Source organism: Microbispora sitophila, assembly GCF_014892245.1.
In the GTDB taxonomy this organism is placed as follows: domain Bacteria; phylum Actinomycetota; class Actinomycetes; order Streptosporangiales; family Streptosporangiaceae; genus Microbispora; species Microbispora siamensis.
This window is the reverse complement of record NZ_JADBGC010000007.1, coordinates 21,838-47,782: the sequence shown is the minus strand read 5'-3', so window position 1 is coordinate 47,782 and position 25,945 is coordinate 21,838. Positions and strand designations below refer to the sequence as shown.

Below are 25,945 nucleotides of genomic sequence, written 5' to 3'. Positions count from 1 at the left end.
ACGATCCCGGACTTTGCTTGTGTTGAGACCGCCGTAGGCCGGCGGACGTAATCACAACCGAGGAGTGGGGATGGCGGACGTCATCTTCGTCGCTCTGACGATCGCGGTGTTCACGATTTTCGGGCTCGTCGTGAGGGCGGTGGAGCGCCTGTGAGCGTGATCAACGCCGTCGGTCTCGGCGTGGCCGCGGCGCTGCTGGTCTTCATGGTCGCGGCCCTGTTGTTCCCGGAGCGCTTCTGATGGGCGCGGCAGCGGCAGGGGCCGTGCTCGTCCTGTCCGTCGTCGCGGTGCTCGCCGTCGTCTACCTGCTGCTTGGCGACTACCTCTACCGGGTCTACACCGGTACCCGCCACAGCGCGGCCGAGCGTCTCGTCTACCGTGTGATCGGCGTGCGGCCGGACGCCGAGCAGCCCTGGGCGGTCTACGCACGCGCCCTGCTGGCCTTCTCCGCGGTCTCCGTGCTCGTCGTGTACGGCATGCAGCGCCTGCAGGACAGGCTGGTCCTCGCCCTCGGGCGGCCACCGGTCCCCGCCCACGTCGCCTGGAACACGGCCGTCAGCTTCGTGACGAACACGAACTGGCAGGCGTACCCGGGCGAGACCGTCATGGGCCACCTGGTGCAGATGGCCGCGCTCGCGGTGCAGAACTTCGTGTCGGCGGCGGTCGGCATGGCCGTGGCTGTCGCGCTCGTTCGGGGCTTCGCCCGCAGGCAGGCCGACACGATCGGCAACTTCTGGGTGGATCTCGTGCGCGGCACGTTCCGCGTCCTGCTGCCGATCGCGTTCGTCGCCGCGCTGGTCCTGGTCGCCGGGGGCGTGGTGCAGAACCTCGCGTCGCCGCACGAGGTGACGACGCTGACCGGCGGCACCCAGGCGATCACCGGGGGCCCGGTGGCGAGCCAGGAGGCCGTCAAGGAACTCGGCACCAACGGTGGCGGCTTCTACAACGCCAACTCCGCCCATCCCTTCGAGAATCCGGCGGGGTGGACGAACTGGCTGCAGATCGTCCTGCTCCTGGCGATCCCGGTCGCGCTGCCGCGCACCTTCGGCCGCATGGTCGGCCAGGTGCGGCAGGGACACGCGATCCTCGCCGTCATGGCGCTGATCGCCCTGGCGAGCGTGCTGCTGACGAACGTCTTCGAGGTCTCCGGCGGCGCCACGGTCCCCCGGGCCGCCGGGGCGGCGCTGGAGGGCAAGGAGGTCCGCATCGGCGTGCCCGGCTCCGCGACGTTCGCCGCCGCGACCACGCTGACGTCGACCGGCGCCGCCGACTCCGCCCACGACTCCTTCACGCCCCTGGGCGGCATGATGACGATGCTGAACATGATGCTCGGCGAGGTCGCGCCGGGCGGCGCCGGTTCGGGCCTGTACGGCATCCTCGTGCTGGCGGTGATCACCGTCTTCGTGGCCGGTCTGATGGTGGGCCGTACGCCGGAGTATCTGGGCAAGAAGATCGGCTCGCGCGAGATCAAGCTGGCCTCGCTGTACTTCCTGGTCACCCCGGCCCTCGTGCTCGCCGGCACGGCCGCGGCGATGGGCAACCGGGCCGGTCTCGCGGCCATGCTGAACGGCGGCCCGCACGGGCTCTCGGAGATCCTCTACGCGTTCACCAGCGCGGCCAACAACAACGGCTCGGCCTTCGGCGGGATCTCCGCGGGCACGCCCTGGTGGTGTGTCGCGCTCGGCCTGTGCATGGCCTTCGGCCGGTTCCTGCCGATCGTCTTCATCCTCGCCTTGGCCGGATCGCTGGCCCGGCAGGCGCCGGTGCCGGTCTCCGCCGGGACGCTGCCCACCCACCGCCCTCAGTTCGTCGGAATGGTGGCGGGCGTCACGGTCGTCCTCGTCGCCCTCACGTTCCTGCCGGCCCTCGCGCTCGCGCCGCTCGCGGAAGGACTCTCCTAGCCATGTCGACGTTATCACGGCGCACGAACGGCAGGATCGGCGGTGGTCTGCTCGATCCCCGGCAGCTAGTGAGGTCGCTGCCCGACGCCGTACGCAAGCTGAACCCGGCGACGCTGTGGCGCAACCCGGTCATGTTCGTCGTCGAGATCGGCGCGGTCCTCACCACGGGCCTGGCGATCGCGAACCCGTCGGCGTTCGCCTGGGCGATCGCGGTCTGGCTGTGGCTGACCGTGCTGTTCGCCACCCTGGCCGAGGCGGTTGCGGAGGGTCGCGGCAAGGCCCAGGCCGCCACGTTGCGGGCGGCCAAGCGCGACACCATGGCCCGGCGCCTGGCGGACCCGCGCGACCCCGCCCGGTGGGACGTCGTCGGCGCCCAGGAGTTGCGACAGGGCGACCACGTCGTCGTCGAGGCCGGGGAGGTCATCCCTGGCGACGGCGACGTGGTCGAGGGCATCGCCAGCGTGGACGAGTCGGCGATCACCGGGGAGTCCGCGCCGGTGATCCGCGAGTCCGGCGGCGACCGATCGGCCGTCACGGGCGGCACGAAGGTGCTGTCGGACCGGATCATCGTACGGATCACCCAGAAGCCCGGTGAGAGCTTCATCGACCGGATGATCGCCCTGGTCGAGGGCGCCGACCGGCAGAAGACCCCCAACGAGATCGCCCTCAACATCCTGCTGGCCGCGTTGACGGTGATCTTCCTGATCGCCACGGTGACCATGCAGCCGCTGGCGATCTACTCCAAGGCCCAGAATCCCGGCGTACCGGACACGACCGCGCTCGGCGCCGACGGGGTGAGCGGAGTGGTGCTCGTGTCGCTGCTGGTCTGCCTGATCCCGACCACCATCGGCGCGTTGCTGTCGGCCATCGGGATCGCGGGCATGGACCGCCTGGTGCAGCGCAACGTGCTGGCGATGAGCGGGCGGGCGGTCGAGGCCGCAGGTGACGTCACCACCCTGCTCCTCGACAAGACCGGCACGATCACGCTCGGCAACCGGCAGGCGTCGCAGTTCGTCCCGGCCGAGGGCGTCTCCGAGCTCGACCTGGCCGAGGCGGCGCAGCTGGCGAGCCTCGCCGACGAGACCCCCGAGGGGCGTTCGATCGTCGTCCACGCCAAGCGGGCCTACGACCTGCGCGAACGCCAGCCGGGCGAGCTGGCTCACGCGGACTGGATCGCCTTCACCGCCCAGACCCGGATGTCCGGGGTGAACGTGGACGGCCGGCAGGTCCGCAAGGGCGCCGCGACCTCGGTCATGAAGTGGGTGCGCGACAACGGCGGCCATCCCACAGGCGAGGTCGGGCAGCTGGTGGACGGGATCTCCGCCTCCGGCGGCACGCCTCTCGTCGTCGGCGAGGTGTCCGGCGGCAAGGCCCGGGTGCTCGGGGTGATCCACCTCAAGGACGTCGTCAAACAGGGCATGCGGGAGCGGTTCGACGAAATGCGCCGGATGGGCATCCGCACCGTGATGATCACCGGGGACAACCCGATGACCGCCAGGGCCATCGCCAGGGAGGCAGGGGTGGACGACTTTCTCGCGGAGGCCACACCCGAGGACAAGCTCGCGCTGATCCGCAAGGAGCAGGAGGGCGGGCGGCTGGTCGCCATGACCGGCGACGGCACCAACGACGCCCCGGCGCTGGCGCAGGCCGACGTGGGGGTGGCGATGAACACCGGCACCTCGGCGGCCAAGGAGGCCGGCAACATGGTCGACCTCGATTCCAACCCCACCAAGCTCATCGAGATCGTCGAGATCGGCAAGCAACTGCTGATCACCCGCGGGGCGCTGACCACCTTCTCCATCGCCAACGACATCGCGAAGTATTTCGCGATCATCCCGGCCATGTTCGCGGCGGTCTACCCCGGGCTGGACACGCTGAACGTCATGCGGCTGCACAGCCCCCAGTCGGCCATCCTGTCCGCGGTGGTCTTCAACGCCCTCGTCATCGTCGCGCTGATCCCCCTGGCCCTGCGCGGCGTCCGATATCGCCCCTCCAGCGCGTCCAAGCTGCTCGGCCGCAACCTCTACATCTACGGCCTCGGTGGGGTCGTCGCGCCGTTCGTCGGCATCAAGCTCATCGACCTGTTCGTCCAATTCCTTCCGGGGATGTCCTGATGGCTGGGAACGTGATGGAACGCCTGCCGAACACGCTCCGCCGGCACCTCGCAGCGGTCCGGGCCGTCGCCGTGCTCACGGTGATCCTGGGCGGGCTGTATCCCCTGCTGGTGACCGGCATCGCCCAGGTCCTCCTGCCCCACAGGGCCGGCGGCTCGATCCTGCGCGAGGACGGCAGGGACGTGGGCAGCGCCCTCGTCGGGCAGAGCTTCACCGACCGGAACGGCCGCCCGGTGCGCAGATACTTCCAGAGCCGCCCCTCCGCGGGCGGCTACGACCCGCTGGCCTCGGGCGCGAGCAACCTCGGCCCGCAGGACGTCGTCGATCGGCTGCCCGATCCCCGCGGGAAGGACGAGGCCGCGAGGAAGGGCAGGGTCTCCCTGCTCACACAGGTGTGCGCGCGGTCCAAGGCGGTCGGTGAGTTTGAGGGCGTCAGCGGGGCCAGGCCGTACTGCACGGCGGACGGGGTGGGCGCGGTGCTCAAGGTCTTCCCCGCCGTGGGCAGGCCCACGAGGGTGGTCAGCGTCAACCAGGCGTGCCCGGCCGCGCCGTTCGTCGCCGCCTACGAGGGTGTGAAGGTCGAGTGTGGCAGGCCCGGCGAGGACTACGCGGCGGGGCGTACGGTGCCGGTGCGCGGAAACGCCCACGCGGTCGTCCCGCCGGACGCCGTGACGGCGAGCGGCAGCGGGCTCGATCCGCACATCTCCGTCGCGTACGCCGAACTGCAGGCCCCCAGGGTGGCCAGGGAACGGGGGCTCGACGTGGGCAGGGTGCGGACGCTGATCAGGGAGCACACGACCGGCCGCGCCCTCGGCTTCCTGGGGGAGCCCGGCGTGAACGTGCTGGAGCTCAATCTGGCTCTCGACAGGGAGAGGTGAGCGGTCATGCCACGCGGGCGGCTGCGGATCTACCTTGGCGCGGCACCCGGGGTCGGCAAGACGTACGCCATGCTCTGCGAGGGGCACCGCCGCAGGGAACGCGGCACGGACGTCGTGGTCGGCCTGGTCGAGACCCACGGCCGCGTACGCACCGCGCAACTGCTGGAGGGACTGGAGATCGTCCCCCGCAGGACCTTGGCGTACCGGGGGGCGACCTTCACCGAACTGGACGTCGACGCGGTCATCGCCCGGCGTCCGCGGGTCGCCCTGGTCGACGAGCTGGCGCACACCAACGTGCCGGGCTCGCGCAACGCCAAACGATGGCAGGACATCGACGAGCTCCTCGACGCCGGGATCGACGTGATCTCCACGGTGAACATCCAGCACCTGGAGTCGGTCAACGACGTCGTCCAGCACATCACCGGAATCCCGCAGCGCGAGACCGTGCCCGACGAGGTCGTACGGCGGGCCGACCAGGTCGAGCTGGTCGACATGACCCCGGAGGCACTGCGGCGGCGGCTCGCGCACGGCAACGTGTACATGCCGGAGAAGGTGGACGCCGCCCTCGCCAACTACTTCCGCGTCGGCAACCTCACGGCGCTGCGCGAGCTGGCCCTGCTGTGGCTCGCCGACGAGGTGGACGAGCAGCTCGACCGCTACCGCGCCGAGCACGGCATCGCCGACACGTGGGAGGCGCGCGAGCGGGTCGTCGTCGCGCTGACCGGCGGGCCGGAGGGCGACACTCTCGTCCGGCGGGCGGCCCGCATCGCCGCCCGCACCAAGGGCGCGGACCTGCTCGCCGTCCACGTCACCCGGGCGGACGGGCTCGCCGGAGGCGACCCGGCGCTGCTGGCACGCCAGCGCGCCCTCGTGGAGAGCATGGGCGGCACCTACCACCAGGTGGTGGGCGACGACGTGCCGCGGGCGCTGCTGGAGTTCGCCCGCGGCGTCAACGCCACCCAGCTCGTGCTCGGCGCCTCCCGGCGCGGTCGGATCGCCCAGATCTTCAGCAGGGGGGTGGGCGTCGAGACGACCGCCAGGTCCGGCTCGATCGACGTCCACATGATCACGCACGAGCAGGTCAAGAAGGGACGGGAGCGCCCGCAGCGGTCGCGGGCGGCGCTCACCCGGCGGCGCAGGCTCGCGGGATGGGCGGTCGCGCTCACCGGCCTGCCGCTGCTCACCGCCGTCCTGCTCCCCTTCCGGGGCATGCTGGCGCTGCCGAGCTTCATCCTGCTGTTCCTGACCACCGTCGTGGGCGTGGCGCTGATCGGCGGCATGTGGCCGGCGATCACGGCGGCGGTCGCCGGGTCGCTGCTGCTCAACTTCTTCTTCACCCCGCCCCTGCACACCCTGACGATCGCCAACCCGGAGAACCTCTTCGCCCTGGTCGTCTTCGTGTTCGTCGCGGCGGCGGTCAGCATGATCGTGGACGTGGCGGCCCGCCGTACGAGGGAGGCGGCTCGCGCCGGTGCGGACGCGGAGATCCTGTCCGCCCTGGCCGAGCACGTGCTGCGCGGCGAGGCCGCCGTGCCCTCCCTGCTGGCGCGTACGCGGGAGACGTTCGGCCTGGTCTCGGTCACCCTGCTGGAACGGCGTCCCGAGGCGGGACAGGGACCGGACGACCGGTCCGACCCCGCCTCCTGGCGGATCGTCGCCGCCTCGGGGGGAGAGCCGTGCACCTGCCCGGACGCCGCCGGCACCGACGTGGACATCGACGGCGACCTCGTGCTCGCCGCGCGCGGGCGGCTGCTCGACGCCTCCGAGCGGCGCGTGATCGAGGCGTTCGCCGCGCAGGTGGCCGTCGCCCTGCGGCAGGAACGGCTGGAGGAGGAGGCCGAGCAGGCCAAACCGCTCGCGGAGGCCGACAGGATGCGCACCGCGCTGCTCGCCGCGGTCAGCCACGACCTGCGCACCCCGCTGGCCGCCGCGAAGGCCGCGGTGGAGAGCCTGCGCGCCACCGACGTCGAGTGGTCCGAGCAGGACCGCGCGGAGCTGCTGGAGACCGCGGACGAGTCGCTGGCCAAGCTCGACCGCCTGGTGGCGAACCTGCTCGACATGAGCCGCCTGCAGGCCGGGGTGCTGGGCGTGGCCGCCCAGCCGGTCGCCGTCGAGGAGATCGTGCCCCGGGCAATCGACGACCTCGGGCCGCTCCCCGCCGAGGTGAAGATCGACATTCCGCACGACCTGCCCGAGGTCGTCGCCGACCCGGCGCTGCTGGAGCGGGTGCTCGCCAACGTCGTCGCCAACGCCGTCCGCTACACCCCCGCAGGAGAGAACGTGCTCGTCACCGCCAGCAGGTACGGCGATCGGGCCGAGATCCGGATAATCGACCGTGGGCCCGGTGTGCCGCGCGACGCGTACGACCGGATCTTCCTGCCCTTTCAGCGACTGGGGGACCGGGACAACCACACCGGGGTCGGGCTGGGCCTGGCCCTGGCGCGCGGACTGACCGAGGCGATGGGAGGAGAGTTGACACCCGACGAGACGCCCGGGGGAGGGCTCACGATGATCGTGGCCCTGCCCGTCGCCGTGCACACCCATGACGTGCTGAGGAGCCCGGTGGAGCTCGGCGGTCCTCTGGATCTCGGCGGTACGGCCCCGTGAGCCGGATCCTCGTCGTCGACGACGAGCCGCAGATCCTGCGCGCGCTGCGGATCAACCTGGCCGCGCGCGGATACGAGGTCGCCGTCGCGGTGGACGGCGGCTCCGCGTTGCGCGAGGCCGCGGACCGGCGTCCCGACCTGATCGTGCTGGACCTCGGGCTGCCCGACATGGACGGAGTCGAGGTCATCCACGGCGTACGCGGCTGGAGCAGCGTCCCGATCATCGTGCTGTCGGGGCGCACCGGCAACCAGGACAAGATCGACGCGCTGGACGCCGGGGCGGACGACTATGTCACCAAGCCCTTCGGGGTGGACGAGCTGCTGGCCCGCGTGCGCGCGGTGACCCGGCGCACCGGCTCCCGGGAGAGCGAGCCCGCCCGCGTACGGATCGGGGAGCACGAGGTGGACCTCGCCGACAAGACCGTCTCCGGCGACGTACGGCTGACCCCGACCGAGTGGCACATCCTCGAACTCCTCGTCCGCAATCCCGGCAAGCTGATCAGCCAGCGGCAGCTGCTGAGCGAGGTGTGGGGCGCGCAGTACGTCAAGGAGACGCACTATCTGCGGCAGTACATGGCCCAGCTCCGGCGCAAGCTGGAGAGGGAGCCCGCCCACCCCGTCCATCTGATCACCGAGCCGGGCATGGGCTACCGGTTCACCCCCTGATGCCCGCCTCTGCCAGCGGGCGTGCCCTTCGAGCCCTCCGGCACGCACGCCCGCGGCGACGCCTCGGGACGGCGCCTCGGGACGGCGCCTCGGGACGGCGCCTCGGGACGGCGGCGCGGGCGCGGAACTGTCGGTCGGGTGCGGAAGAATCGCCTTCATCATGACCACCACCGCACCGACCATCACCGCGCCGGCAGACGTGCCCACACGTCCCCTGCCGGTCGAGCTCGTCGACGGCCCGGGAGGCAGGCTCTACCTGCTCCCCTTCGCGCCGCTCACCCCGGACGACTGCGAGGCCCTGTCCGTGCTCCTCGCCGCCCGGGCCGCCGCCGTACGCCGCAACGAATCCGCGTGATCACCTGGCTGAACGGGATGTTCGGCGTGGGGAAGACCACCACGGCGGCGTAACTCGGCGCTTGATCCCGGGAACCCGCCGTCAGGCGTTCCGCTGGGTCAAGTCCTACTCCTGCCGGCTGTGGCGGGCATCACATCGGGCGCATGTCACGTATGGGCGGGCCGCTTCCATCTGCTGGTCGTCAACGGCGAAACGAGGAGGCGGGACGATGAGCGCACAGCACGAAGCCGGTGTGGCGACCACACACCGGGTGGTGATCCTGGGAGCGGGGTACGCGGGCCTGTCCGCGGCGATCCAGCTCGCGTGCCGGGTCAAGCGGAGCGAGAAGGTGCAGGTGACCCTGGTGAACGCGCAGGAGCGGTTCACCGAGCGGCTGCGACTGCACATGACGGCGACCGGGCAGCGGCTGGCCGAGCTGAGCATCCCCGAACTGCTGGAGGGCACGGGTGCCCGCTTCGAGCGCGGGTGGGTGACGGCGGTGGACGCGGACGCGAAGACCGTGCGGATCGACGACGAACGCGTCCTGCCCTACGACACGCTGGTGTACGCGTTGGGCGGCGTGGCCGACACCGCGGCGGTTCCGGGCGTCGAGGACCACGCGTACACCCTGAACACCGCGCAGGACGCCGAGGTACTGGCCGGCCGGCTGTCGCGGCTCGGCGGCGGCACGGTGGTGGTCGTCGGCAGCGGGCTGACCGGCGTCGAGTCGGCCGCGGAGATCGCCGAGCGGCACCCGGAGCTGAACGTCGTGCTGCTGGGCCGCAGTGAACCGGGCGCGGCCATGAACCCGAAGGCCAGGGCGTATCTGCGGTCCGCGCTCGACCGCCTGGGCGTACAGGTCCGCAGCGGGGTCGCGGTGGTGAAGGTGCTGCCCGGCACGGTCGAGCTGGCCGGCGGGGAGAGCGTGGCGGCCGACGTGGTCCTGTGGACGTGCGGTACGCGGGTGTCGCCGCTGGCGGCCGCCGCCGGGCTGACCGTCGACGAACACGGCCGCGTCGTGACCGACGCCACGCTGCGGTCGGTGTCCCACCCCGAGGTGTACGCCGTGGGCGACGCGGCCGCGATCCGCCAGGGCTACGGCGTCATGCACGGCACCTGCCAGGGCGGGATGCCGACCGGTGTGCACGCCGCGGTGTCGATCGTCCGGGAGCTGAAGGGCAAGCGGCCCAAGCCGTTCCGCTTCGGCTACTACCACACGCCGGTCAGCCTGGGCCGGAACGACGCGGTCGTGCAGTTCACCCACCCCGACGACAGCCCCCGGCGGCTGCACCTGACCGGCCGCGTCGCGGTCCGGTACAAGGAGACGGTGACCGCTTCGCCCTGGCCCACGTGGGGCCGCATGAAGAAGATGCCCGCCTCGGGTGCGTTCTGGCCCCGCGGGGGCCGCTTCACCCGGGTGCGGGAGGCGTGATGACCCAGCCTCCCGACCACGACCAGCAGGTGTTCGTGCAGCATCGCAACCTGCTGTTCTCGGTGGCCTACCGCATCCTCGGCACCGCGGCAGATGCCGAGGACGCGGTCCAGGACGCCTGGATCAACTGGGCGGCGGCCGACCGCTCGCAGGTGGCCGATCCGAAGGCGTACCTGACGCGGATCGTGTCGAACGTGGCGCTGGAACGGCTGCGCTCCACCCAGCGCAAGCGTGAGGCCTATGTGGGGCCGTGGCTTCCGGAACCCATCCTCACCAGCGGAGACACCGCCGAGACCGTCGCGGACGCCGAGTCGGTGTCGATGGCGATGCTCGTGGTGCTGGAGACGCTGAGCCCGCTCGAGCGCGCGGTGTTCGTGCTGAAGGAGGTCTTCGGCTTCAGCCACGCCGAGATCGCGGAGGCGGTCGAGCGTTCCGAGGCGGCGGTGCGGCAGGCCGCGCACCGCGCGCGCGAGCATGTGCGGGCCCGCCGGCCGCGCTTCGCGACGGACCGGTCGCGGCAGCGTGAGGTCACCGAGCGGTTCTTCGCCGCCGCGACCGGCGGTGACATGAACGCCCTGATGGAGTTGCTGTCCCCGGACGTCACCCTGTGGACCGACGGCGGCGGCAAGGTCCGCCAGGCCCTGCGCCCGGTCGTGGGCGCGGCGACGGTGGCCGCCTGGTTCGCGGCCATCGGCACCGTCGCCTACCAGGGCATCGAACCCGCCGACATGAACGCGGAACTCGTCGAGATCAACGGTGGTCCCGGCATCGTCTTCAGCGGCCCGGGGCGTGTGATCGCCACCGTCACCTTCGATTTCGACACCGACGGCCGGATCACCACCATTCACAACGTCGCCAACCCGGACAAACTCCAGGCGGTCGCCGATGGCACCACCCGCAGCCTCGGGACGCGGTGAGCACCCGTCCCCGGCGGGCGCGGCGTGACGGCCGCCGCGCCCGCCGGGCTGCCGGCGGGTCAGAGGCGGGCGCCCACGTCGGCGCCGTTGCGGGGCCGCAGGAAGTCCGAGGGCGGGATGGAGCCGTCGGCTCGCCGGGGTCCGGTCAGCGTCGAGGGATCGGTGCTGACCAGGGCGGCGTCGCTCCAGGTGCCGCCGATGTCCCAGGAGTTGCCGCCGCCGGTGGCCGCGGAGCCGAGGACGGCGGCGGTGCCGTTGCCGACGGACAGGTTGCGCGTGAGGGTGGCCGCGGCATCGGAGGCGTCGAAGCCCGTCTTGACGTTGTGCCAGGCCGTGCTGTGGTCGATCGTGATCGCGCCGGGGTTGGCGTTGTCGATGAAGCCGCCCGCGGAGTTTCCGTAGGCGATGCTGTTACGCACCACGTGCGCGGCGGGCGGATCGGTGTCGCCGCCCCCGCCCAGCTTGAAGCCGTTGCCGTCGCCCGTGTAGTCGGGCAGGCTCCAGCGGTTGTAGCCGTTGCCGTACGCGACGCTGTCCTCGATCGTGATCGGGGACAGGAACTCCCAGGCGTCGAAGCCGTCGTCGGAGTTGTTCCACAGGCGGGCACCGCGCACGACGTTCCCGGACCCGCTGCCCTCCTTGATGCCGAGACCGTCGGCGCTCTCGCCGTTCTTGCGGGGGTCGCGGTTGCCGTAGCTGTCCAGATCGAGGACGAGGTTGCCGCTCGACGCACCCTGGATCTGCATACCGGTCTCGTAGTTGTCGTGCGTGGAGAGCCGCTCGAAGACGTTGTCGTCGCAGCCGTCGCAGTACAGCGCGTACGGGCTGTTGACGATCTCCAGGCCGACCAGGCGCCAGTGGGAGGCCTCCATGTGGATCGCACCGCGCTGGGCCCTGGGGATGCTGCCGCCGACAGGGGCGGGCGTGTTCGGAAGCGGCTCGCCGTCGATGACCACGCGCTCGGTCCCGTACGCGGTCATCGTTATCGGCCTGTCGGCGGTGCCGCTCTTGAGGATCTGGATGTTCGCGGTGAGCGGGTAGGTGCCGCCCCGGATCGCGATGACAGTGCCCGGCTGCGCGAGGTCGACGGCCTTCTGGATCGTGGCCAGCGGCCGGTCGGGCGTGCCCGGGTTGGTGTCGGAGCCGTTCGCCGCCACGACGAGCGTCCCGGTCCCCGGACCGGCACTCGGCGACGGCGAGGCGGAAGGCGAGGCGGACGGGGACGGTGAAGGCGACGTGGACGGTGAAGGCGACGTGGACGGTGAGGGCGAGGGCGAGGGTATGTCTCCGGCCTCGACGTCGTCGAAGGACGCGGTGGCGCCGAACGTCTGCAGGCCGATGCGGCCCTTGCCCGACTGGCTCGCCCCTGAGCCGACCGCGGCGCCGTTCATGTACCCGCGCACGATGCCGCCGGACTCCTCGATCCTGAGCGTGTACCAGCTTCCGGGCGCCACGGCGAGGGGAACCGAGGCGAGCACGCTGACCGCGCCACTGCGGACGGCCTGCAGTTCGACGCGTCCGTCGCCCGTCAGGACCAGGCGGTCGAACGTCGTGGACGAGGTCGAGCGGGCGGCCAGACCGGCGAAGGACGTGGCCCCGCTCAACGTGATCGGCCGCACCCGGGCCTGTACGGCGTAGTCGGTCCAGTCCGTCGAGCCGGCGAAGACCCGGGCCAGGTCACTGGGCAGCTTGCTCTGGCGTAATGCGGCCGACCCGTCGGACACCACCGACCAGGTGCCGCCCGACTTGGACCAGCCGCCCGCGTCGCCGTCCTCGAAATCGTCCCCGAACAGGGTGGCGGCCAGCGCTCCCGGGGCGGTGGCGAGGGCCGCCAGCGTGGCCAGCACCGCGGCGGTGAGCCAGGGCAGGCGTGTTCGCCGTCTTGCCGTTGTCGATCGCATCGTGTCTCTCCCATGCGGCGGAACTTCGAGAGAGCCGGGCACACGTGCCGGCCCTCAGGCAGTCGCCATGCACGTCAGGAGTCCCTGACCATTGACCTTCCGGCGCGCATGGAAAAGCGTGAAACCCTGGTGGGCCACGCATCCGGAACGCTGACACAGCGGCGGCGAGACTGTCAAGATCTCATGTGCGGGTCAGCGCACGCAGCAGGTGGAGCAGGGGTCGGCGTCCGGAAGCGTCACCCACAGGCAGCACGTGCGGCGGCGGTATCCGTCACCGTCGGGCGCGAGCAGTCCGGCCACCGGCGGCCCGATCTCGTCCAGCAGCCGGGCCGCCTCGGCGTACGACCCGAGCGTGAGCAGCGGGTGAGCGAACGCCTCCGCGGTGGAGCCCCACAGGGTGCGCTCGCCCACCTTGGTCACGGCGCTGAGCGCCCTGACGAACGGATACTGGCTCTCCAGGAGTGCCTCCCTGATGGCCGCCGCGAGATCGGGGACGACGACGGTGCCCTCGGTCCCGGCCAGCGGGTCGCCGGGGAGCACGGCCACGGTCACCCGGGACGCCGCCACCGTCACCCCGGCCGCGGACGGCTTGACCAGCGTGTCCTCCAGGCGCATCAACGGCACCCGGCGGCCGAGACCCCAGCCCAGGGCCAGCGGCATCGTGTGCCAGTAGCCGTACGTCTTCCACAGCAGCGCCGCCGCCACGTGACGCGGCGCGCTCCAGCGTTCGGCCGTCTCGTCCACCAGCGCGAGCAGACCCTCGTACGGCTCCCGGACGAGGTCGGCGGCGGGGAACCAGCCGGGGGAGTCGTCGGCGACCAGCCTGGGCAGGACCCCCAGCACGCCGCCCCGCTCCGCCGCGAGGCCTTCCAGATGGTCGGAAAGGGCGTCGAGCAGCACTCCGCAACTCCTTGTGTCAGCGGTGGTCTCTGGTGAGGAAGAGCAGCCGGGCCCGCTTGTCCGGCAGGTCGATCTCGGGCCCGAGGGTGAAGCCGGTCCGCAGCATCCGGTCGATCACCTTGTCGTTGCGGGTGTCCGGCTCGGCCACGATGCGGGTGTGGCGCGGGTCGGAGAACGCGTACGCGAGGAGCACGGACAGCAGGGCGGCGGTGAAGCCGCGCTCACCCTCCCCCGTCGCCGGCCCGAGGAGCAGGTGGACGCCGAAGTCCCCCGGCCGGACGTCGTAGCACTCCCCGACCGGGTCGGCCTCGGGCTCGTACGTCTGGAAGAGCGCCACCGGCCGGTCGTCGCGATGGACGAGATAGGCGTGGTGGGTGGCGAGACCGTCCAGGTAGTCGTAGATCTCCAGAACTCGTTCGCGGCTCGCGTCGAGCATGCCCCAGAACCGGGCCCGCTCCTCGGTGACCCACGAGTGGATCAGGCCGGTGTCGGCCTGCGGGTCCACCGGCACGATGCGGAAGACGCCGAATCCCTCGACCGCCTGCTCCCACACGGCCTCGCGCCGTGCGGGGGCCGTGGTGTCTGCGTCAGGGGTCATGTCGCTCCTCCGTCAATCGGTTCCAGTCCGTGATCACCGGCACGAGTTCGCCGCGTAGCCACAGCGGGTGCTGGTCACGCCAGTGGGGGTCGCCGGGAACGCCGCTCGCGCCGAACGGGACTATCCACAGGCTCCCGTCGCGCCGCGCGAGGTCCCACACGTAGCGCGCCGCCGGGCCCCGGGCGCAGTGATGGGTGACGCCCGGCACGCTCGACGTGGACAGCACGCAGTCGTGGTCGCCCGGCAGGCCCGCCTCCACCGGCGCCGCGCCCGGGATCGCCGGGGCCGGCAGCGCCCGCCAGGGGGTGAGCCGGTGCAGGTCGCCCCAGCGGAGACCGGTCATCTCGTCGCGTGTCGCCACGTCCTCCAACGCCGCCCGGACCGGTTCCGCGAGGGCGGCCCGGTCCAGCCCGGGCAGCAGGTCGGTCGTCAGCAGGCTCTCCAGGGCGTACGCGACACGGGGAGTCAGCGCGAGCCACGGCCGGAAGACCTCGGGAACCGCGGCGTCCAGTCCGGCCAGGGATGTCAGGGCGGGGTGGGTCGCCAGGCGCCGCACCACCTCGGCCCGGACCGCCGCGTACGCCGCCGCGTCGGTGCTGCCGGCGTCCATGCGCCGGTCCCAGGCCGACAGCCGGTCCCGCAGGCGTACGGCCTCGGGGGTGAGCCCGTCCAGCCCGGCCAGCAAGTCGAGGAGAGGGCCCGCGCTCGGCAGCAGGGTGTCGGTGTGGACGGCCGCCATGTCCCCGGCCGACCAGCGCGGCGAGGCGTCGAGCAGGCGCCTGATCCGGTCGGCGCGGTAGGGCGGGGCGAACTCGACGCCGAGCGGCGCGGCGATCCCCCGCTCGTTGGCCATGACCGTGATGCCGCCGATCGCGCGGCGGGGCATCGGTGCGTGCCGGTCGGCCCACTCGTGGCCGGGCTCCCAGGCGGGCACGACCCGCAGCGCGTTGTCCGGGGGGCGGACGGGCACCACCCCGGCGACCCGGTGCAGCAGGCCGCCGCCGGTGTCCGCGGCGAGCACGACGTTGACGGGCTCGGCCCAGCGGCCGAGCGCCCGGTCCACGTCGGCCACGGTCTTCGCCCGCAGCAGCGCCGGCAGCGCCGCGAACCCCAGGTCACGTCGCACCCGGGGCGGGTATCGCAGGCTCACCGCCTCCCACACAGGTCCGTGGCCGGTCTCCCCCCGGACGCGGGCGTCCACCATGACGACCGGGCCGCGCTCGGTCTCGACGACCTCGACCTCGACCGGGGCCTCCCCCGCCACCTCGACGACCTCGACATGGGCTTCGCAGGGTCGCCAGCCGTCCGGTCCGAGCGCCTCGACGCGGCCGTCCCCGCGCCGGAGCCGTTCGCGGTAGAGGTCCTGGTAGTCGGCCATGGCGTTGGTGATCGCCCAGGCGACCGAGCCGGCGTGCCCGAAGTGGGCGATGCCCGGAACGCCCGGCACGGCCAGCCCCACCACGTCGAACTCCGGACATGCCAGGCGGATCTGCTGATAGAAGCCGGGGTCCTCGATGAACCGGTGGGGATCGCCCGCGATCAGGGCCGCGCCGGTGGCGGTGCGATCACCGGGAACCAGCCAGCCGTTGCTCCCGCCGGAGCCCGGCCCGTCGGCCGCGAACAGCGCGACCGCCTCGGGGCCCAGCCGTTCGGCCACGGCCTCGCGCCACAGCTTGGCCGGGAAGTGCGCGAAGAGGATGTGGTGGGACAGCCAGATCGCCATCGGCGTCCACGGCTCCCACCGGCCCGGTGCGAGCCCGCGAGCGCCCGGCCCTGTCGCTGCGTGCCCTGTCGCTGCGTGCCCTGTCGCTGTGAACCCTGCCGCGCCGAGACCGGCCGCGTCGGGCCCTGTCGCGGGCCCTGTCGTTCTGGGCCCTGCCGCCTCTCGCGGTGCCGCTTCCGTCGCGGCGAACTCCGGTGCGCGGCGTGCCCCCTCGGGCAGCCCGGCGTTGACGCCGTCCACGTAGGCGCCCACCCAGCGCGCCGTGTCGCCGTCCAGGGCGTGCAGGCAGCGCTCGGCGGTGTCCGCGAGCCGGGCCTGCCGGGCGAAGCGGTCCCATGGGACGGCGTCCGGCCCGAGGATCTCCGCCGACGTGCCGGTGGCCCGGCGCCGCTCGACCTCGATCTGCCAGGCCCGGTCGAGGGCGGTGACCCGTCCCTGGGCGAAGGCCAGTTCGTACGGATCGCCCGCGCGCAGGTGGGGGATGCCCCAGGCGTCCCGGTACACCCTGCTCACGACGCCGTCTCCGACACCGAGATGCTCACGACGCCGCCTTCCGACACCGGGATGCTCACGACCCAGCCTCCGGCACCGGGATGCTCACGACGCCGTCCCCGGCGGAAATCCTCATCACCGCGTGGCCGATTCGGTACGGCGGCGGGCGGCGGGAACGACCAGGGGAGTGCCCGTCTCCGGGTCGTCGATCACCCGGCAGGGCAGCCGGAAGACCTCCTCCACCAGGTCGGCGGTCATGACCTCTCCGGGCGCCCCGGCGGCCACGACCCGGCCGTCGCGCATCGCGATCAGATGAGTGGCGTAGCGGGCGGCGTGGTTGAGGTCGTGGAGCACCGCCACGAGCGTGCGTCCGCGCTCCTCGTGCAGGCGGGCGCACAGGTCGAGGACCTCGATCTGGTGGGCGATGTCCAGGTAGGTCGTCGGCTCGTCCAGGAGCAGCAGCGGCGTCTCCTGCGCCAGCGCCATCGCGATCCACACGCGCTGGCGCTGCCCACCGGACAGCTCGTCGACCAGGCGTCCGGCCAGGTCGGCGACCCCGGTGGCCTCCATCGACTTGCGCACCACCCGCTCGTCGTCCGCCGACCACTGGCGCAGCAGCCGCTGGTGGGGATAGCGCCCCCGGCCGACCAGTTCGGCGACCGTGATGCCGTCCGGCGCGACGGACGTCTGGGGCAGCAGGCCGAGGGTCCTGGCGACCTTCCTGGCGGGCAGGGAGGTGATGTCCCGCCCGTCGAGCAGCACGGTCCCGGCGGCGGGCCGGAGCGTGCGCGCCAGCGCCCGCAGCAGGGTGGACTTGCCGCAGGCGTTGGGCCCGATGATCACGGTGAAGGACCGGTCGGGAATGGCGACGTCGAGGCCCTCGGCGACGACTCTCTTGTCGTAAGAGAGGGTCAGCGCGCTGCCGCTCAGGCGCGGCCCGTCGTCGTGCATGCCCGCCACTCCGTTTCCATGCCCGCTGATTTCGTGCTCGATCGTCTGGGTCATATCCGTCCCGCCTTCCGCTGGGCGGCGAGCAGCCAGACGAGGTAGCCGCCGCCGAGCACCCCCGTCACCACCCCGACGGGCAGTTGGTGGCCCCCGAACAGCCGCTGCGCGGCCAGGTCGGCGCCCGTCAGCAGCGCCGCGCCCGTGCACGTCGCGGCGAGCAGGTTCGGCCCGGGCGCCCTGGTCATCCGCCTGGCCAGGTGCGGGGCGGTGAGCGCGACGAACGACACCGGCCCGGCGGTCGCCGCCGCCAGGGAGGTGAGCAGCACGGCCGCACCCAGCAGGACCAGCCGCAGGCCCTGCACCCGTACGCCGAGGCCGCGCGCCAGGTCGTCGCCCATTTCCGTGATCGCCAGCGGGCGGGCGCAGCCGAGCAGCACCACCGGCGCCAGCACCGCCATCGCGACGAGCAGCGGGAGGACGTCCTCCCAGCCGCGACCGTCCAGGCTGCCGGTGAGCCACAGCATGGCCCGCGCCGCCTCCATCAGCCGTCCCCGGGTCAGCAGGTAGCCGTTGACGCCGGTGAGGATCGCGGTGGCGCCGATGCCCACCAGCACGAGACGGTGCCCGTGCAGGCCGCCGCGCCAGGCCAGCGCGTAGATGACCGCTCCGGTGACGACCCCGCCGAGCACCGCGCCGCCCGCGAGTGCCGCGCTGCCGCCTCCCGTGATGACCACGAGGAGCGCCCCGGCCGCCGAGCCCTGGGTGAACCCGAGCAGGTCGGGGCTGCCCAGCGGGTTGCGTACGAGCGACTGGAAGACCGCGCCGGCCAGCGCGAGGGCGGCGCCCACGAGCAGCGCGGTGACCACGCGGGGCAGCCGGAGCTCGTGCACGATGAAGTCCTCCGCCGGGCTGCCGCCGCCCAGGATGGTGCGCACGACGTCGGAGGGGCTCATCGGATAGTCGCCGCCGCCGACCGCGAGCACGCCGAAGACGAGCGCGAGCAGCAGGCAGCCGGATCCCACGGCGACAGCCCTGAACCGCGGGGTCATACCACCGGCGATCCTTCCAGCCGGCATCGGCCGTACGGCGCTCACACCCTGACCTTCCTTCGCACGAAGTACAGGAACAGCGGGCCGCCCAGCACCGCCGTGACGATGCCCGCCTGCAGCTCGCCGGGCCTGGCCACCAGTCGCCCGAGCACGTCGGCGCCGAGCAGCAGCACGGGCGCGAGCAGCGCGCAGCAGGGGAGCATCCAGCGCTGGTCGGGGCCGGTCAGCGCCCGGACGAGGTGCGGCACCATGAGCCCGACGAAGACGATGGGCCCGCAGGCCGCCGTCGCCGCCCCGCACAGCAGCGTCACCGCCACGATGGCGCCCGCGCGGACCCGGGCGGGATGCGCGCCGAGCGAGCGCGCCGAGTCGTCGCCGAGCGCGAGCGCGTTGAGCGGCCTGGCCAGAGCCAGAGCCAATAGCAGGCCCGCCGCGATGAACGGCGTCATCATGGCCGCGGTCTCGCCCTGTGCGCTCGCCAGCGAGCCGACCGTCCAGAAGCGCATGGTCTCCAGCGAGGCCGAGTCGAGCAGCATCGTCCCGTTCACGTACGAGTAGAGCGCCGCGTTGATGGCGGCTCCCGCGAGAGCCAGCCGCGCCGGGGTGGCCGCCCGCCCGCCGCCCACCGCGTACACCAGCACGGACACGGCCGCCGCCCCGGCCAGGGCGAACCAGACGTAGCCCTGGAACGACGCCACGCCCAGCAGCCCGGCGGCCGTGGCCACCGCCGCCGAGGCGCCCGCGTTGATCCCCAGCAGGCCGGGGTCGGCCAGCGGGTTGCGGGTCAGCGCCTGCATGACGCCGCCCGCGACCCCCAGCGCGACTCCGGCGAGCAGTCCGAGGAGGGTGCGCGGCAGCCGCATCTGGTGGACGACCGTGTAGGCGGCGGAGTCGGCGTCGAGGAGTCCGTGCCAGACCTCGGCCGGGGAGAGCTGCCGGGCGCCGAGCCCGAGGCTGAGCACGAGGACGACGGCCAGCGCGATCGCCGAGCCCAGCAGCGCCGCGGCGCGCCGGGCGTTTTCCGCGCGTTTTCGCGGCACCGGCGCAGGCGCGCTGATCTGCGAGGACTCTGTGACGACCACGAACTGCTCCGGTGGGGGGCAGGGGGCGATTTCCACCGCCCCTCTGGACAAGAACTTAGGTAAGGGTAACCTAACTAGCGATCAACCCCAAGGCCTCGGCCCGCGAGAGAAAGACGAACCGTGCGAAACCTGAACTCCCCCATGTCCCGTCGCGGCCTTTTCGCGGCGGGCGGAGCCGCCGTACTCACCCTGGCGCTGGCCGCCTGCGGGTCGAGCGATCCGGCGCCCTCCACCGCAGGTCAGAGCGCGAAGTCGTGGTCCTTCACCGACGACAGGAAGGAGACGGTCACGCTCGGGGCCGTCCCGTCGCGGGTCGTGGCGTTCACCGGGACGGCGGCGGTGCTCGCCGACTACGGCCTGCAGCAGAAGGTCGCGGGAGTCTTCGGCGAGACGAAGCGCGCCGACGGCTCGCCCGACCCGCAGGCCGGCGACCTGGACGTGAACAAGGTCACGATCCTCGGCAACGTCTGGGGCGAGTTCAACATCGAGAAGTACGCGGCGCTGCGCCCCGAGCTCCTCGTCACGCACATGTACGACCCCGGCGCCCTGTGGTACGTCCCGGACGAGAGCAAGGACAAGATCGTCAAGCTCGCTCCCACCGTGGCCATCAGCACGGCCCGCGTCCCGATGACCGAGCCGATCGAGCGGTACGCCGCCCTCGCCGAGTCGCTGGGCGCGGACCTCAAGGCCCCGAAGGTCGCCGAGGCCAAGGCCAGGTTCGAGGCCGCCGCCGAGAGCGTGCGCAAGGCGGTCGCGGAGAACCCCGGGATCAAGGTGCTGGCCGCCTCGGGCAGCCCCGACGTGCTGTACGTGTCCAACCCGGAGGTCAACACCGACCTCATGTACTTCGCCCAGCTGGGAGTCGACGTCGTCAAGCCGGAAAAGCCCGGCGAGGGCGGCTACTACGAGAACCTGAGCTGGGAGAACGCCGACAAGTACGACGCCGATGTGATCCTGCTCGACAACCGCAGCACCGCGCTGCAGCCCAAGGACCTGACGTCCAAGCCGTCCTGGGCCAAGCTGCCCGCCGTCAAGGCCGACCAGGTCGTCGCCTGGGACCCCGTGCCGCGCTTCTCGTACGCCGGAGCCGCGCCGATCCTGGAGAACCTGGCGACGGCGATCCGGAACGCCAAGAAGCTCGGCTGACCACGCTTCAGAGAAATCACCCGGGGACACGTGTCTACTCCCACAAGTTAGGTTTGCCTCACCTAACTCTTCACGGTAAGGATGACAATGACCTATCCCCATGCCGGGGCCGCGCGGCCGTACCTGTTCAACGACCGCACAGTGGAGGGGTACCGGCGGGCGATGGCCGCGGGAACCGAGCGGGTGGCGGAACGGATCCGGCGCGCCGACCGGCCGTTCAGCGGCGTGTCCCCGGAACGGCTCGCGCCGGAGATCGCCGCGATCGACCTCGAACGGCCGTTGCACGACCACGCCGCCGCCCTCGACGAGCTCGAACGGGTCTACCTGCGCGACGCCGTCTACTTCCACCACCCCCGCTACCTGGCGCATCTCAACTGCCCGGTGGTGATCCCCGCCCTGCTCGGGGAGGCGGTGCTGTCGGCGGTGAACTCCTCACTCGACACGTGGGACCAGAGCGCGGGCGGCACGCTCATCGAGCGCCGCCTGATCGAGTGGACGGCCGGCAGGATCGGCTTCGGCCCCGCCGCCGACGGTGTCTTCACCAGCGGCGGCACCCAGTCGAACCTCCACGCCCTGCTGCTCGCCCGCGAGGAGGCTCATGCGATCGCCGGCGCCGCCTCGTCGCGGCTGCGCGTGATCACGTCGGAGGCCGGGCACTTCAGCGTGCGCAAGGCGGCGAACCTGCTCGGTCTCGGGCCGGACGCCGTCGTCACCGTGGAGACCGATGCCGATCGGCGGATGCGCCCGGCCGCGCTCGCCCGCGAACTCGACCGCTGCCGCCGCGCCGGACTGGTGGTCATGGCCGTGGTGGCCACCGCCGGCACCACCGACTTCGGCTCGATCGACCCCCTGCCGGAGATCGCCCGCCTGTGCGAGTCGGCCGGGGTGTGGCTGCACGTGGACGCGGCGTACGGCTGCGGGCTGCTGGTCTCCCGCAGACGGCGGCACCTGCTCGATGGGATCGAGCGGGCCGACTCGGTCACCGTCGACTTCCACAAGTCCTTCTTCCAGCCGGTCAGCTCGAGCGCCGTACTGGTGCGCGACGGCGCGGTGCTGCGGCACGCGGCCCACCACGCCGACTACCTCAACCCCCGGCGGATGGCCGAGCGGGGGATTCCCAACCAGGTGGACAAGAGCCTGCAGACCACCCGCCGCTTCGACGCGCTCAAGCTCTGGCTGACGCTGCGGGTGATGGGCCCGGACGCGGTCGGCGAGCTGTTCGACGAGGTCGTGGACCGCGCGGCCGACTCGTACGCCCTGGTCGCGGCGGACCCGCGTTTCGAGGTCGTCACGCGGTCGCCGCTGAGCACCCTGGTCTTCCGCTACCTGCCGCCGGAAGGTCCTAGCAAGCTCGCCGACGACGCGAACCTGTACGCCCGCGAGGCCCTGGCCGCCTCCGGCGAGGCCGTCGTCGCCGGGACCACGGTCGACGGCCGCCACTACCTGAAGTTCACCCTGCTCAACCCGGAGACCACGCTGGACGACGTCGCGCACGTCCTCGACCTCCTCGCCGGACACGCCCAGCGGTACGTGGACGACCTCGCCCCGCTCGCCGACCACTCGGAGGTAACGCATGTCCACTCATGACTTCGTCGCGATCGGGCTGGGGCCGTTCAACCTGGGCCTGGCCTGCCTCGCCGAGCCCATCGCCGAGCTCGACGGCGTGTTCCTGGAGGCGAGGCCCGGCTTCGCCTGGCACCCCGGGATGATGCTCGACTCCGTGACGCTGCAGACGCCGTTCATCGCCGACCTCGTCACGCTGGCCGACCCGACCTCGCCCTACTCCTTCCTCAACTACCTGAAGGAGACCGGCAGGCTGTACCCCTTCTACATCCGCGAGAGCTTCTACCAGCTTCGCGCCGAATACGACGCGTACTGCCGCTGGGCCGCCGCCCGGCTGCGAAGCGTCCGCTTCGGCCACCGGGTGACCTCGGTGACGTACGACGAGGCCGACGGCCACTACGTCGTGCGCGCGGTAACCGAGGGCGGTGAGGAGACCGAGCACCGGGCCCCGCACCTCGTGCTCGGCACCGGCACCCCGCCGTACGTGCCGGAGGCCTGCCGGGGCCTCGGCGGCGACCTCGTCCACAACGCCGGCTACCTCGACGCCAAGGCCGCGCTGCAGACGAAAGAGAGCATCACGATCGTCGGCAGCGGGCAGAGCGCCGCCGAGATCTACCGCGACCTGCTGGCCGACATCGACACGTGCGGCTACCGGCTGAACTGGGTGACCAGGTCCCCGCGGTTCTTCCCGCTGGAATACACCAAGCTGACGCTGGAGATGACCTCCCCCGAGTACGTCGACTACTTCCACGCGCTCCCGGAGGACACCCGCTACCGCCTCGAAGCCGAGCAGAAGGGCCTCTACAAGGGCATCGACGCGGCGCTGATCAACGAGATCTTCGACCTGCTGTACGCCAAGACCGTCGGCGGCCCGATCCCCACCCGGCTGCTGACCTGCACCGAGCTGCGCGAGGCGGCCTACGACGCCGGCCGGGGCGAGTACACGCTCGGGCTGCGCCACGTGGAGCAGGAGCGCGACTTCACGCTCGTCACCCAGGGGCTCGTGCTGGCCACCGGCTACCGCTACGAGCCCCCCGCCTTCCTCGATCCCGTACGCGACCGGATCCGGTGGGACCGGCACGGCCGGTTGGACGTGGCCAGGAACTACAGTGTCGACGTCACCGGCCGGGGGATCTTCGTACAGAACGGCGCCACCCACGCCCACAGCGTCACCTCCCCCGACCTCGGCATGGGCCCCTACCGCAACTCGTGGATCATCAGCCAGATCCTGGGCCGGGAGCACTACCCCATCGAGAAGGCCATCGCCTTCCAGGAGTTCGGCGCGCCCGAGGGCGTGGTCGCGTGAGCGAGCGAATCAGTAGGCACAGCGACGTCCTCTTTCGCCGCAGGGACGACCGGGTCGGCGAGCTCGCCGTGCGCCGGCTCGACCCGGAGGCCGACGCGCCGGTCGTGCACGCCTGGGTCACCCACCCCAAGGCGGTGTTCTGGATGATGCAGGACGCCGACGTCGCCCGCGTGGAGAAGGAATACCGCGAGATCGTCGAACACCCGCATCGCGACGCGTTCCTCGGGCTGGTGAACGGCCGCCCGGCCTTCCTGGCCGAGAGCTACGACCCCGCCCGGGTCGAGCTGGCGGGGCTCTACGACGCCGAGGAGGGCGACATCGGCATGCACTTCCTGTGCGCGCCCGCCGACACCCCGATCCACGGCTTCACCCTGGCCGTGATCACCACGGTCATGGCGTCGCTGTTCGCCGATCCCGCGACCCGGCGGGTCGTGGTCGAGCCCGACGTGCGCAACACGGCCGTGCACGCGCTCAACGCGGCCGTCGGCTTCGAAGTCGTCGGCACGGTCACCAAGCCGGAGAAGGACGCCCTGCTGAGTGTCTGCACCCGGGAGAGGTTCCTGGCCGCGACCCGGAAGGTGATGCCGTGAACCCGATCGAGGCGGTCTCCCACCTCACGCCCGAGCTGTGGGAGCGGGCCAACCGGCGGCTGGTGCGCAAGGCGCTCGCCGAGTTCGCCCACGAGCGGCTGCTCACCCCTCGGCCGCTCGGCGACGGCCGTTTCGCCGTGCCCGGCGGCTGCGGGTGGGGCGAGGTGGAGTATCGCTTCACCGCGACCGTGATGTCCCTCGACCACTGGCACATCGGCGAGGTCACCCGCCACCGGCTCTCCGGCGAGACCCTGCCGCTGGACGCGCTGGAGTTCGTCACCGAGATGCGCGGCCCGCTCGGGCTGAGCGACGAGATCCTCCCGGTCTACCTGGAGGAGATCACCTCAACGCTGGCGAGCCTCGCGTACAAGCTGAGCCGCCCGCCGGTCGGTGTGGCCGAGCTGGCGAAGGCCGGCTTCCAGGAGATCGAGGCCGCCATGACCGAGGGCCACCCGTGCTTCGTGGCGAACAGCGGCCGGATCGGCTACGGGATCGACGACCACCACCGGTACGCCCCGGAGGCCGCCGCGCCCGTACGGCTGATCTGGCTGGCCGCCCACCGCGACCACACCACGTTCACCTGCTCACGCGACATCGACTATGAACGGCTCACGCGCGGCGAACTCGGCGAGGAGGTCCTGGCCCGCTTCGCCGGCACGCTGGCCGGCCTGGGGCTCGACATGGCCGACTACCTGCTCGTCCCGGTGCACCCCTGGCAGTGGTGGAACCGGATCTCGGTGACGTTCGCGGCCGAGGTCGCCGAGCGGCGGCTGGTCTGCCTGGGCCCCGGCGACGACGAGCACCTCGCGCAGCAGTCGGTGCGCACGTTCTTCAACGCGAGCGCGCCGTCGAAGCACTACGTCAAGACGGCGCTGTCGGTGCTGAACATGGGCTTCATGCGGGGCCTGTCGGCGGCGTACATGGAGGGCACCCCCGCGATCAACGACTGGCTCGCCGACCTGATCTGGGACGACGAGGTCTTCCGCGCGACCCGCCTGACAATCATCCGTGAGCGGGCGGCCGTCGGCTACCGCAACCGCCTGTACGAGGCGGCCACCGACCGCTACTCGCCGTACCGGAAGATGCTGGCGGCGCTGTGGCGGGAGAGCCCGGTCGCCGGCCTGGAGCCGGGCCGGCGCCTGGCCACGATGGCATCCCTGCTGCATACCGACCAGGAAGGGCGGTCGTTCGCGGCGGCGCTGATCGAGCAGTCGGGCCTCGCCCCCGAGGTGTGGCTGCGGCGCTACCTCGACGCGTACCTCGTCCCGCTGCTGCACGCCTTCTACGCGTACGACCTGGCGTTCATGCCGCACGGCGAGAACGTCATCCTGGTCCTCGACGGCGGCGCGGTGGAACGGGTGATCTTCAAGGACATCGCCGAGGAGATCGTGGTGATGGACCCGGACGCGGACCTGCCGCCCGAGGTCGCCAGGATCCGCGCCGAGGTGCCCGAGGAACACCGGCTGCTGTCGATCTTCACCGACGTCTTCGACTGCTTCCTGCGCTTCCTCAACGCGGTGCTCGCCACGGACGCCGTGCTGGACGAGGACGCCTTCTGGCGGACCGTCGCCGAGTGCGCGGCGGCCTACCAGCGGTCGGTCCCGCACCTCGCGGACCGGTTCCTGCGCTACGACCTGTTCGCCGAGACGTTCGCCCTGTCGTGCCTCAACCGCCTGCAACTGCGCAACAACCGGCAGATGGTGGACCTGGCCGACCCGTCGGCTGCGCTGCAGATGGCCGGCGAGCTGGTCAACCCCATCGCCCGCTTCGCCCCCGTGGACCGATGACGACCACCTCGG

General features: G+C 72.0%; 21 protein-coding genes. 14 read left to right on the top strand and 7 right to left on the bottom strand.

The features are described 5' to 3' along the window. Nucleotides 1-150: 150 nt before the first annotated feature. From IL992_RS14220 to IL992_RS14180, 9 genes are all read left to right on the top strand, one after another. On the top strand, nt 151-240 hold the full coding sequence (locus IL992_RS14220; protein WP_051762707.1) for a potassium-transporting ATPase subunit F: 90 nt from the start codon (nt 151-153) through the stop codon (nt 238-240). Next, entirely contained in the window at nt 240-1,901 is a 1,662-nt protein-coding gene (kdpA, locus tag IL992_RS14215) for a potassium-transporting ATPase subunit KdpA (protein WP_193203837.1), read from the top strand. Before IL992_RS14220 ends, kdpA begins: the two co-directional genes overlap by 1 nt. Nucleotides 1,902-1,903: 2 nt before the next feature. Beyond that, nucleotides 1,904-4,015 carry a potassium-transporting ATPase subunit KdpB gene (gene kdpB / locus IL992_RS14210; RefSeq protein ID WP_193203836.1) on the top strand — a complete coding sequence of 704 codons (2,112 nt, stop codon included), beginning with the start codon at nt 1,904-1,906 and terminating at the stop codon, nt 4,013-4,015. A gap of 14 nt (nt 4,016-4,029) precedes the next feature. Beyond that, entirely contained in the window at nt 4,030-4,893 is an 864-nt protein-coding gene (locus tag IL992_RS14205) for a potassium-transporting ATPase subunit C (RefSeq protein WP_193204099.1), read from the top strand. 6 nt (nt 4,894-4,899) lie between these two features. Then, entirely contained in the window at nt 4,900-7,500 is a 2,601-nt protein-coding gene (locus IL992_RS14200; protein WP_193203835.1) for a sensor histidine kinase, read from the top strand. Next, on the top strand, nt 7,497-8,165 hold the full coding sequence (locus IL992_RS14195) for a response regulator (RefSeq protein ID WP_193203834.1): 669 nt from the start codon (nt 7,497-7,499) through the stop codon (nt 8,163-8,165). Before IL992_RS14200 ends, IL992_RS14195 begins: the two co-directional genes overlap by 4 nt. Nucleotides 8,166-8,325: 160 nt before the next feature. Continuing rightward, entirely contained in the window at nt 8,326-8,520 is a 195-nt protein-coding gene (locus IL992_RS14190) for a hypothetical protein (protein WP_193203833.1), read from the top strand. 208 nt (nt 8,521-8,728) lie between these two features. Continuing rightward, nucleotides 8,729-9,931 carry an NAD(P)/FAD-dependent oxidoreductase gene (locus IL992_RS14185; RefSeq protein ID WP_193203832.1) on the top strand — a complete coding sequence of 401 codons (1,203 nt, stop codon included), beginning with the start codon at nt 8,729-8,731 and terminating at the stop codon, nt 9,929-9,931. Then, nucleotides 9,931-10,848: an RNA polymerase sigma-70 factor gene (locus IL992_RS14180; RefSeq protein ID WP_193203831.1), complete on the top strand. Its 918-nt coding sequence runs from the start codon at nt 9,931-9,933 to the stop codon at nt 10,846-10,848. Before IL992_RS14185 ends, IL992_RS14180 begins: the two co-directional genes overlap by 1 nt. 59 nt (nt 10,849-10,907) lie before the next feature. On the opposite strand, the gene IL992_RS14175 is transcribed toward IL992_RS14180, so the two are convergent. From IL992_RS14175 to IL992_RS14145, 7 genes are all read right to left on the bottom strand, one after another. Then, nucleotides 10,908-12,749, bottom strand: coding sequence for a right-handed parallel beta-helix repeat-containing protein (locus tag IL992_RS14175; protein ID WP_226872952.1), 1,842 nt, complete (start codon nt 12,747-12,749; stop codon nt 10,908-10,910). Between the two features lie 192 nt (nt 12,750-12,941). After that, the gene (locus IL992_RS14170) at nt 12,942-13,649 is read right to left on the bottom strand and encodes a (2Fe-2S)-binding protein (protein ID WP_193203830.1); all 708 of its coding nucleotides are present in this window, start codon (nt 13,647-13,649) and stop codon (nt 12,942-12,944) included. A gap of 16 nt (nt 13,650-13,665) precedes the next feature. Further along, nucleotides 13,666-14,247: a GNAT family N-acetyltransferase gene (locus IL992_RS14165; RefSeq protein WP_193203829.1), complete on the bottom strand. Its 582-nt coding sequence runs from the start codon at nt 14,245-14,247 to the stop codon at nt 13,666-13,668. Next, a complete protein-coding gene (locus tag IL992_RS14160) occupies nt 14,237-16,483 on the bottom strand; it encodes a penicillin acylase family protein (protein ID WP_193203828.1) in 2,247 nt (748 codons plus the stop codon). The genes IL992_RS14165 and IL992_RS14160 overlap by 11 nt, the downstream gene beginning before the upstream one ends. A 114-nt stretch (nt 16,484-16,597) precedes the next feature. Continuing rightward, the gene (locus IL992_RS14155) at nt 16,598-17,413 is read right to left on the bottom strand and encodes an ABC transporter ATP-binding protein (RefSeq protein ID WP_226872985.1); all 816 of its coding nucleotides are present in this window, start codon (nt 17,411-17,413) and stop codon (nt 16,598-16,600) included. A 50-nt stretch (nt 17,414-17,463) separates the two neighbouring features. Further along, the gene (locus tag IL992_RS14150) at nt 17,464-18,459 is read right to left on the bottom strand and encodes a FecCD family ABC transporter permease (protein ID WP_226872951.1); all 996 of its coding nucleotides are present in this window, start codon (nt 18,457-18,459) and stop codon (nt 17,464-17,466) included. 41 nt (nt 18,460-18,500) lie between these two features. Continuing rightward, the gene (locus tag IL992_RS14145) at nt 18,501-19,541 is read right to left on the bottom strand and encodes a FecCD family ABC transporter permease (RefSeq protein ID WP_319018539.1); all 1,041 of its coding nucleotides are present in this window, start codon (nt 19,539-19,541) and stop codon (nt 18,501-18,503) included. A gap of 120 nt (nt 19,542-19,661) precedes the next feature. Here IL992_RS14145 and IL992_RS14140 point away from each other — a divergent pair, with 120 nt between their 5' ends. The 5 genes from IL992_RS14140 to IL992_RS14120 all read left to right on the top strand — a co-directional run bounded on the left by IL992_RS14140 (nt 19,662) and on the right by IL992_RS14120 (nt 25,933). Then, nucleotides 19,662-20,687, top strand: a complete 1,026-nt coding sequence (locus tag IL992_RS14140) for an ABC transporter substrate-binding protein (RefSeq protein WP_319018538.1) — start codon at nt 19,662-19,664, stop codon at nt 20,685-20,687. An 87-nt stretch (nt 20,688-20,774) separates the two neighbouring features. Continuing rightward, complete coding sequence (locus tag IL992_RS14135) at nt 20,775-22,274, top strand: pyridoxal phosphate-dependent decarboxylase family protein (RefSeq protein ID WP_193203825.1); 1,500 nt, start codon at nt 20,775-20,777, stop codon at nt 22,272-22,274. Continuing rightward, nucleotides 22,261-23,556 (top strand): lysine N(6)-hydroxylase/L-ornithine N(5)-oxygenase family protein, encoded by a 1,296-nt coding sequence (locus tag IL992_RS14130; protein ID WP_193203824.1) that lies wholly within the window; start codon nt 22,261-22,263, stop codon nt 23,554-23,556. The genes IL992_RS14135 and IL992_RS14130 overlap by 14 nt, the downstream gene beginning before the upstream one ends. Beyond that, the gene (locus tag IL992_RS14125) at nt 23,553-24,146 is read left to right on the top strand and encodes a GNAT family N-acetyltransferase (protein WP_319018537.1); all 594 of its coding nucleotides are present in this window, start codon (nt 23,553-23,555) and stop codon (nt 24,144-24,146) included. The genes IL992_RS14130 and IL992_RS14125 overlap by 4 nt, the downstream gene beginning before the upstream one ends. Then, nucleotides 24,143-25,933, top strand: a complete 1,791-nt coding sequence (locus IL992_RS14120) for an IucA/IucC family protein (RefSeq protein ID WP_193203823.1) — start codon at nt 24,143-24,145, stop codon at nt 25,931-25,933. The genes IL992_RS14125 and IL992_RS14120 overlap by 4 nt, the downstream gene beginning before the upstream one ends. Nucleotides 25,934-25,945 lie beyond the last annotated feature (12 nt).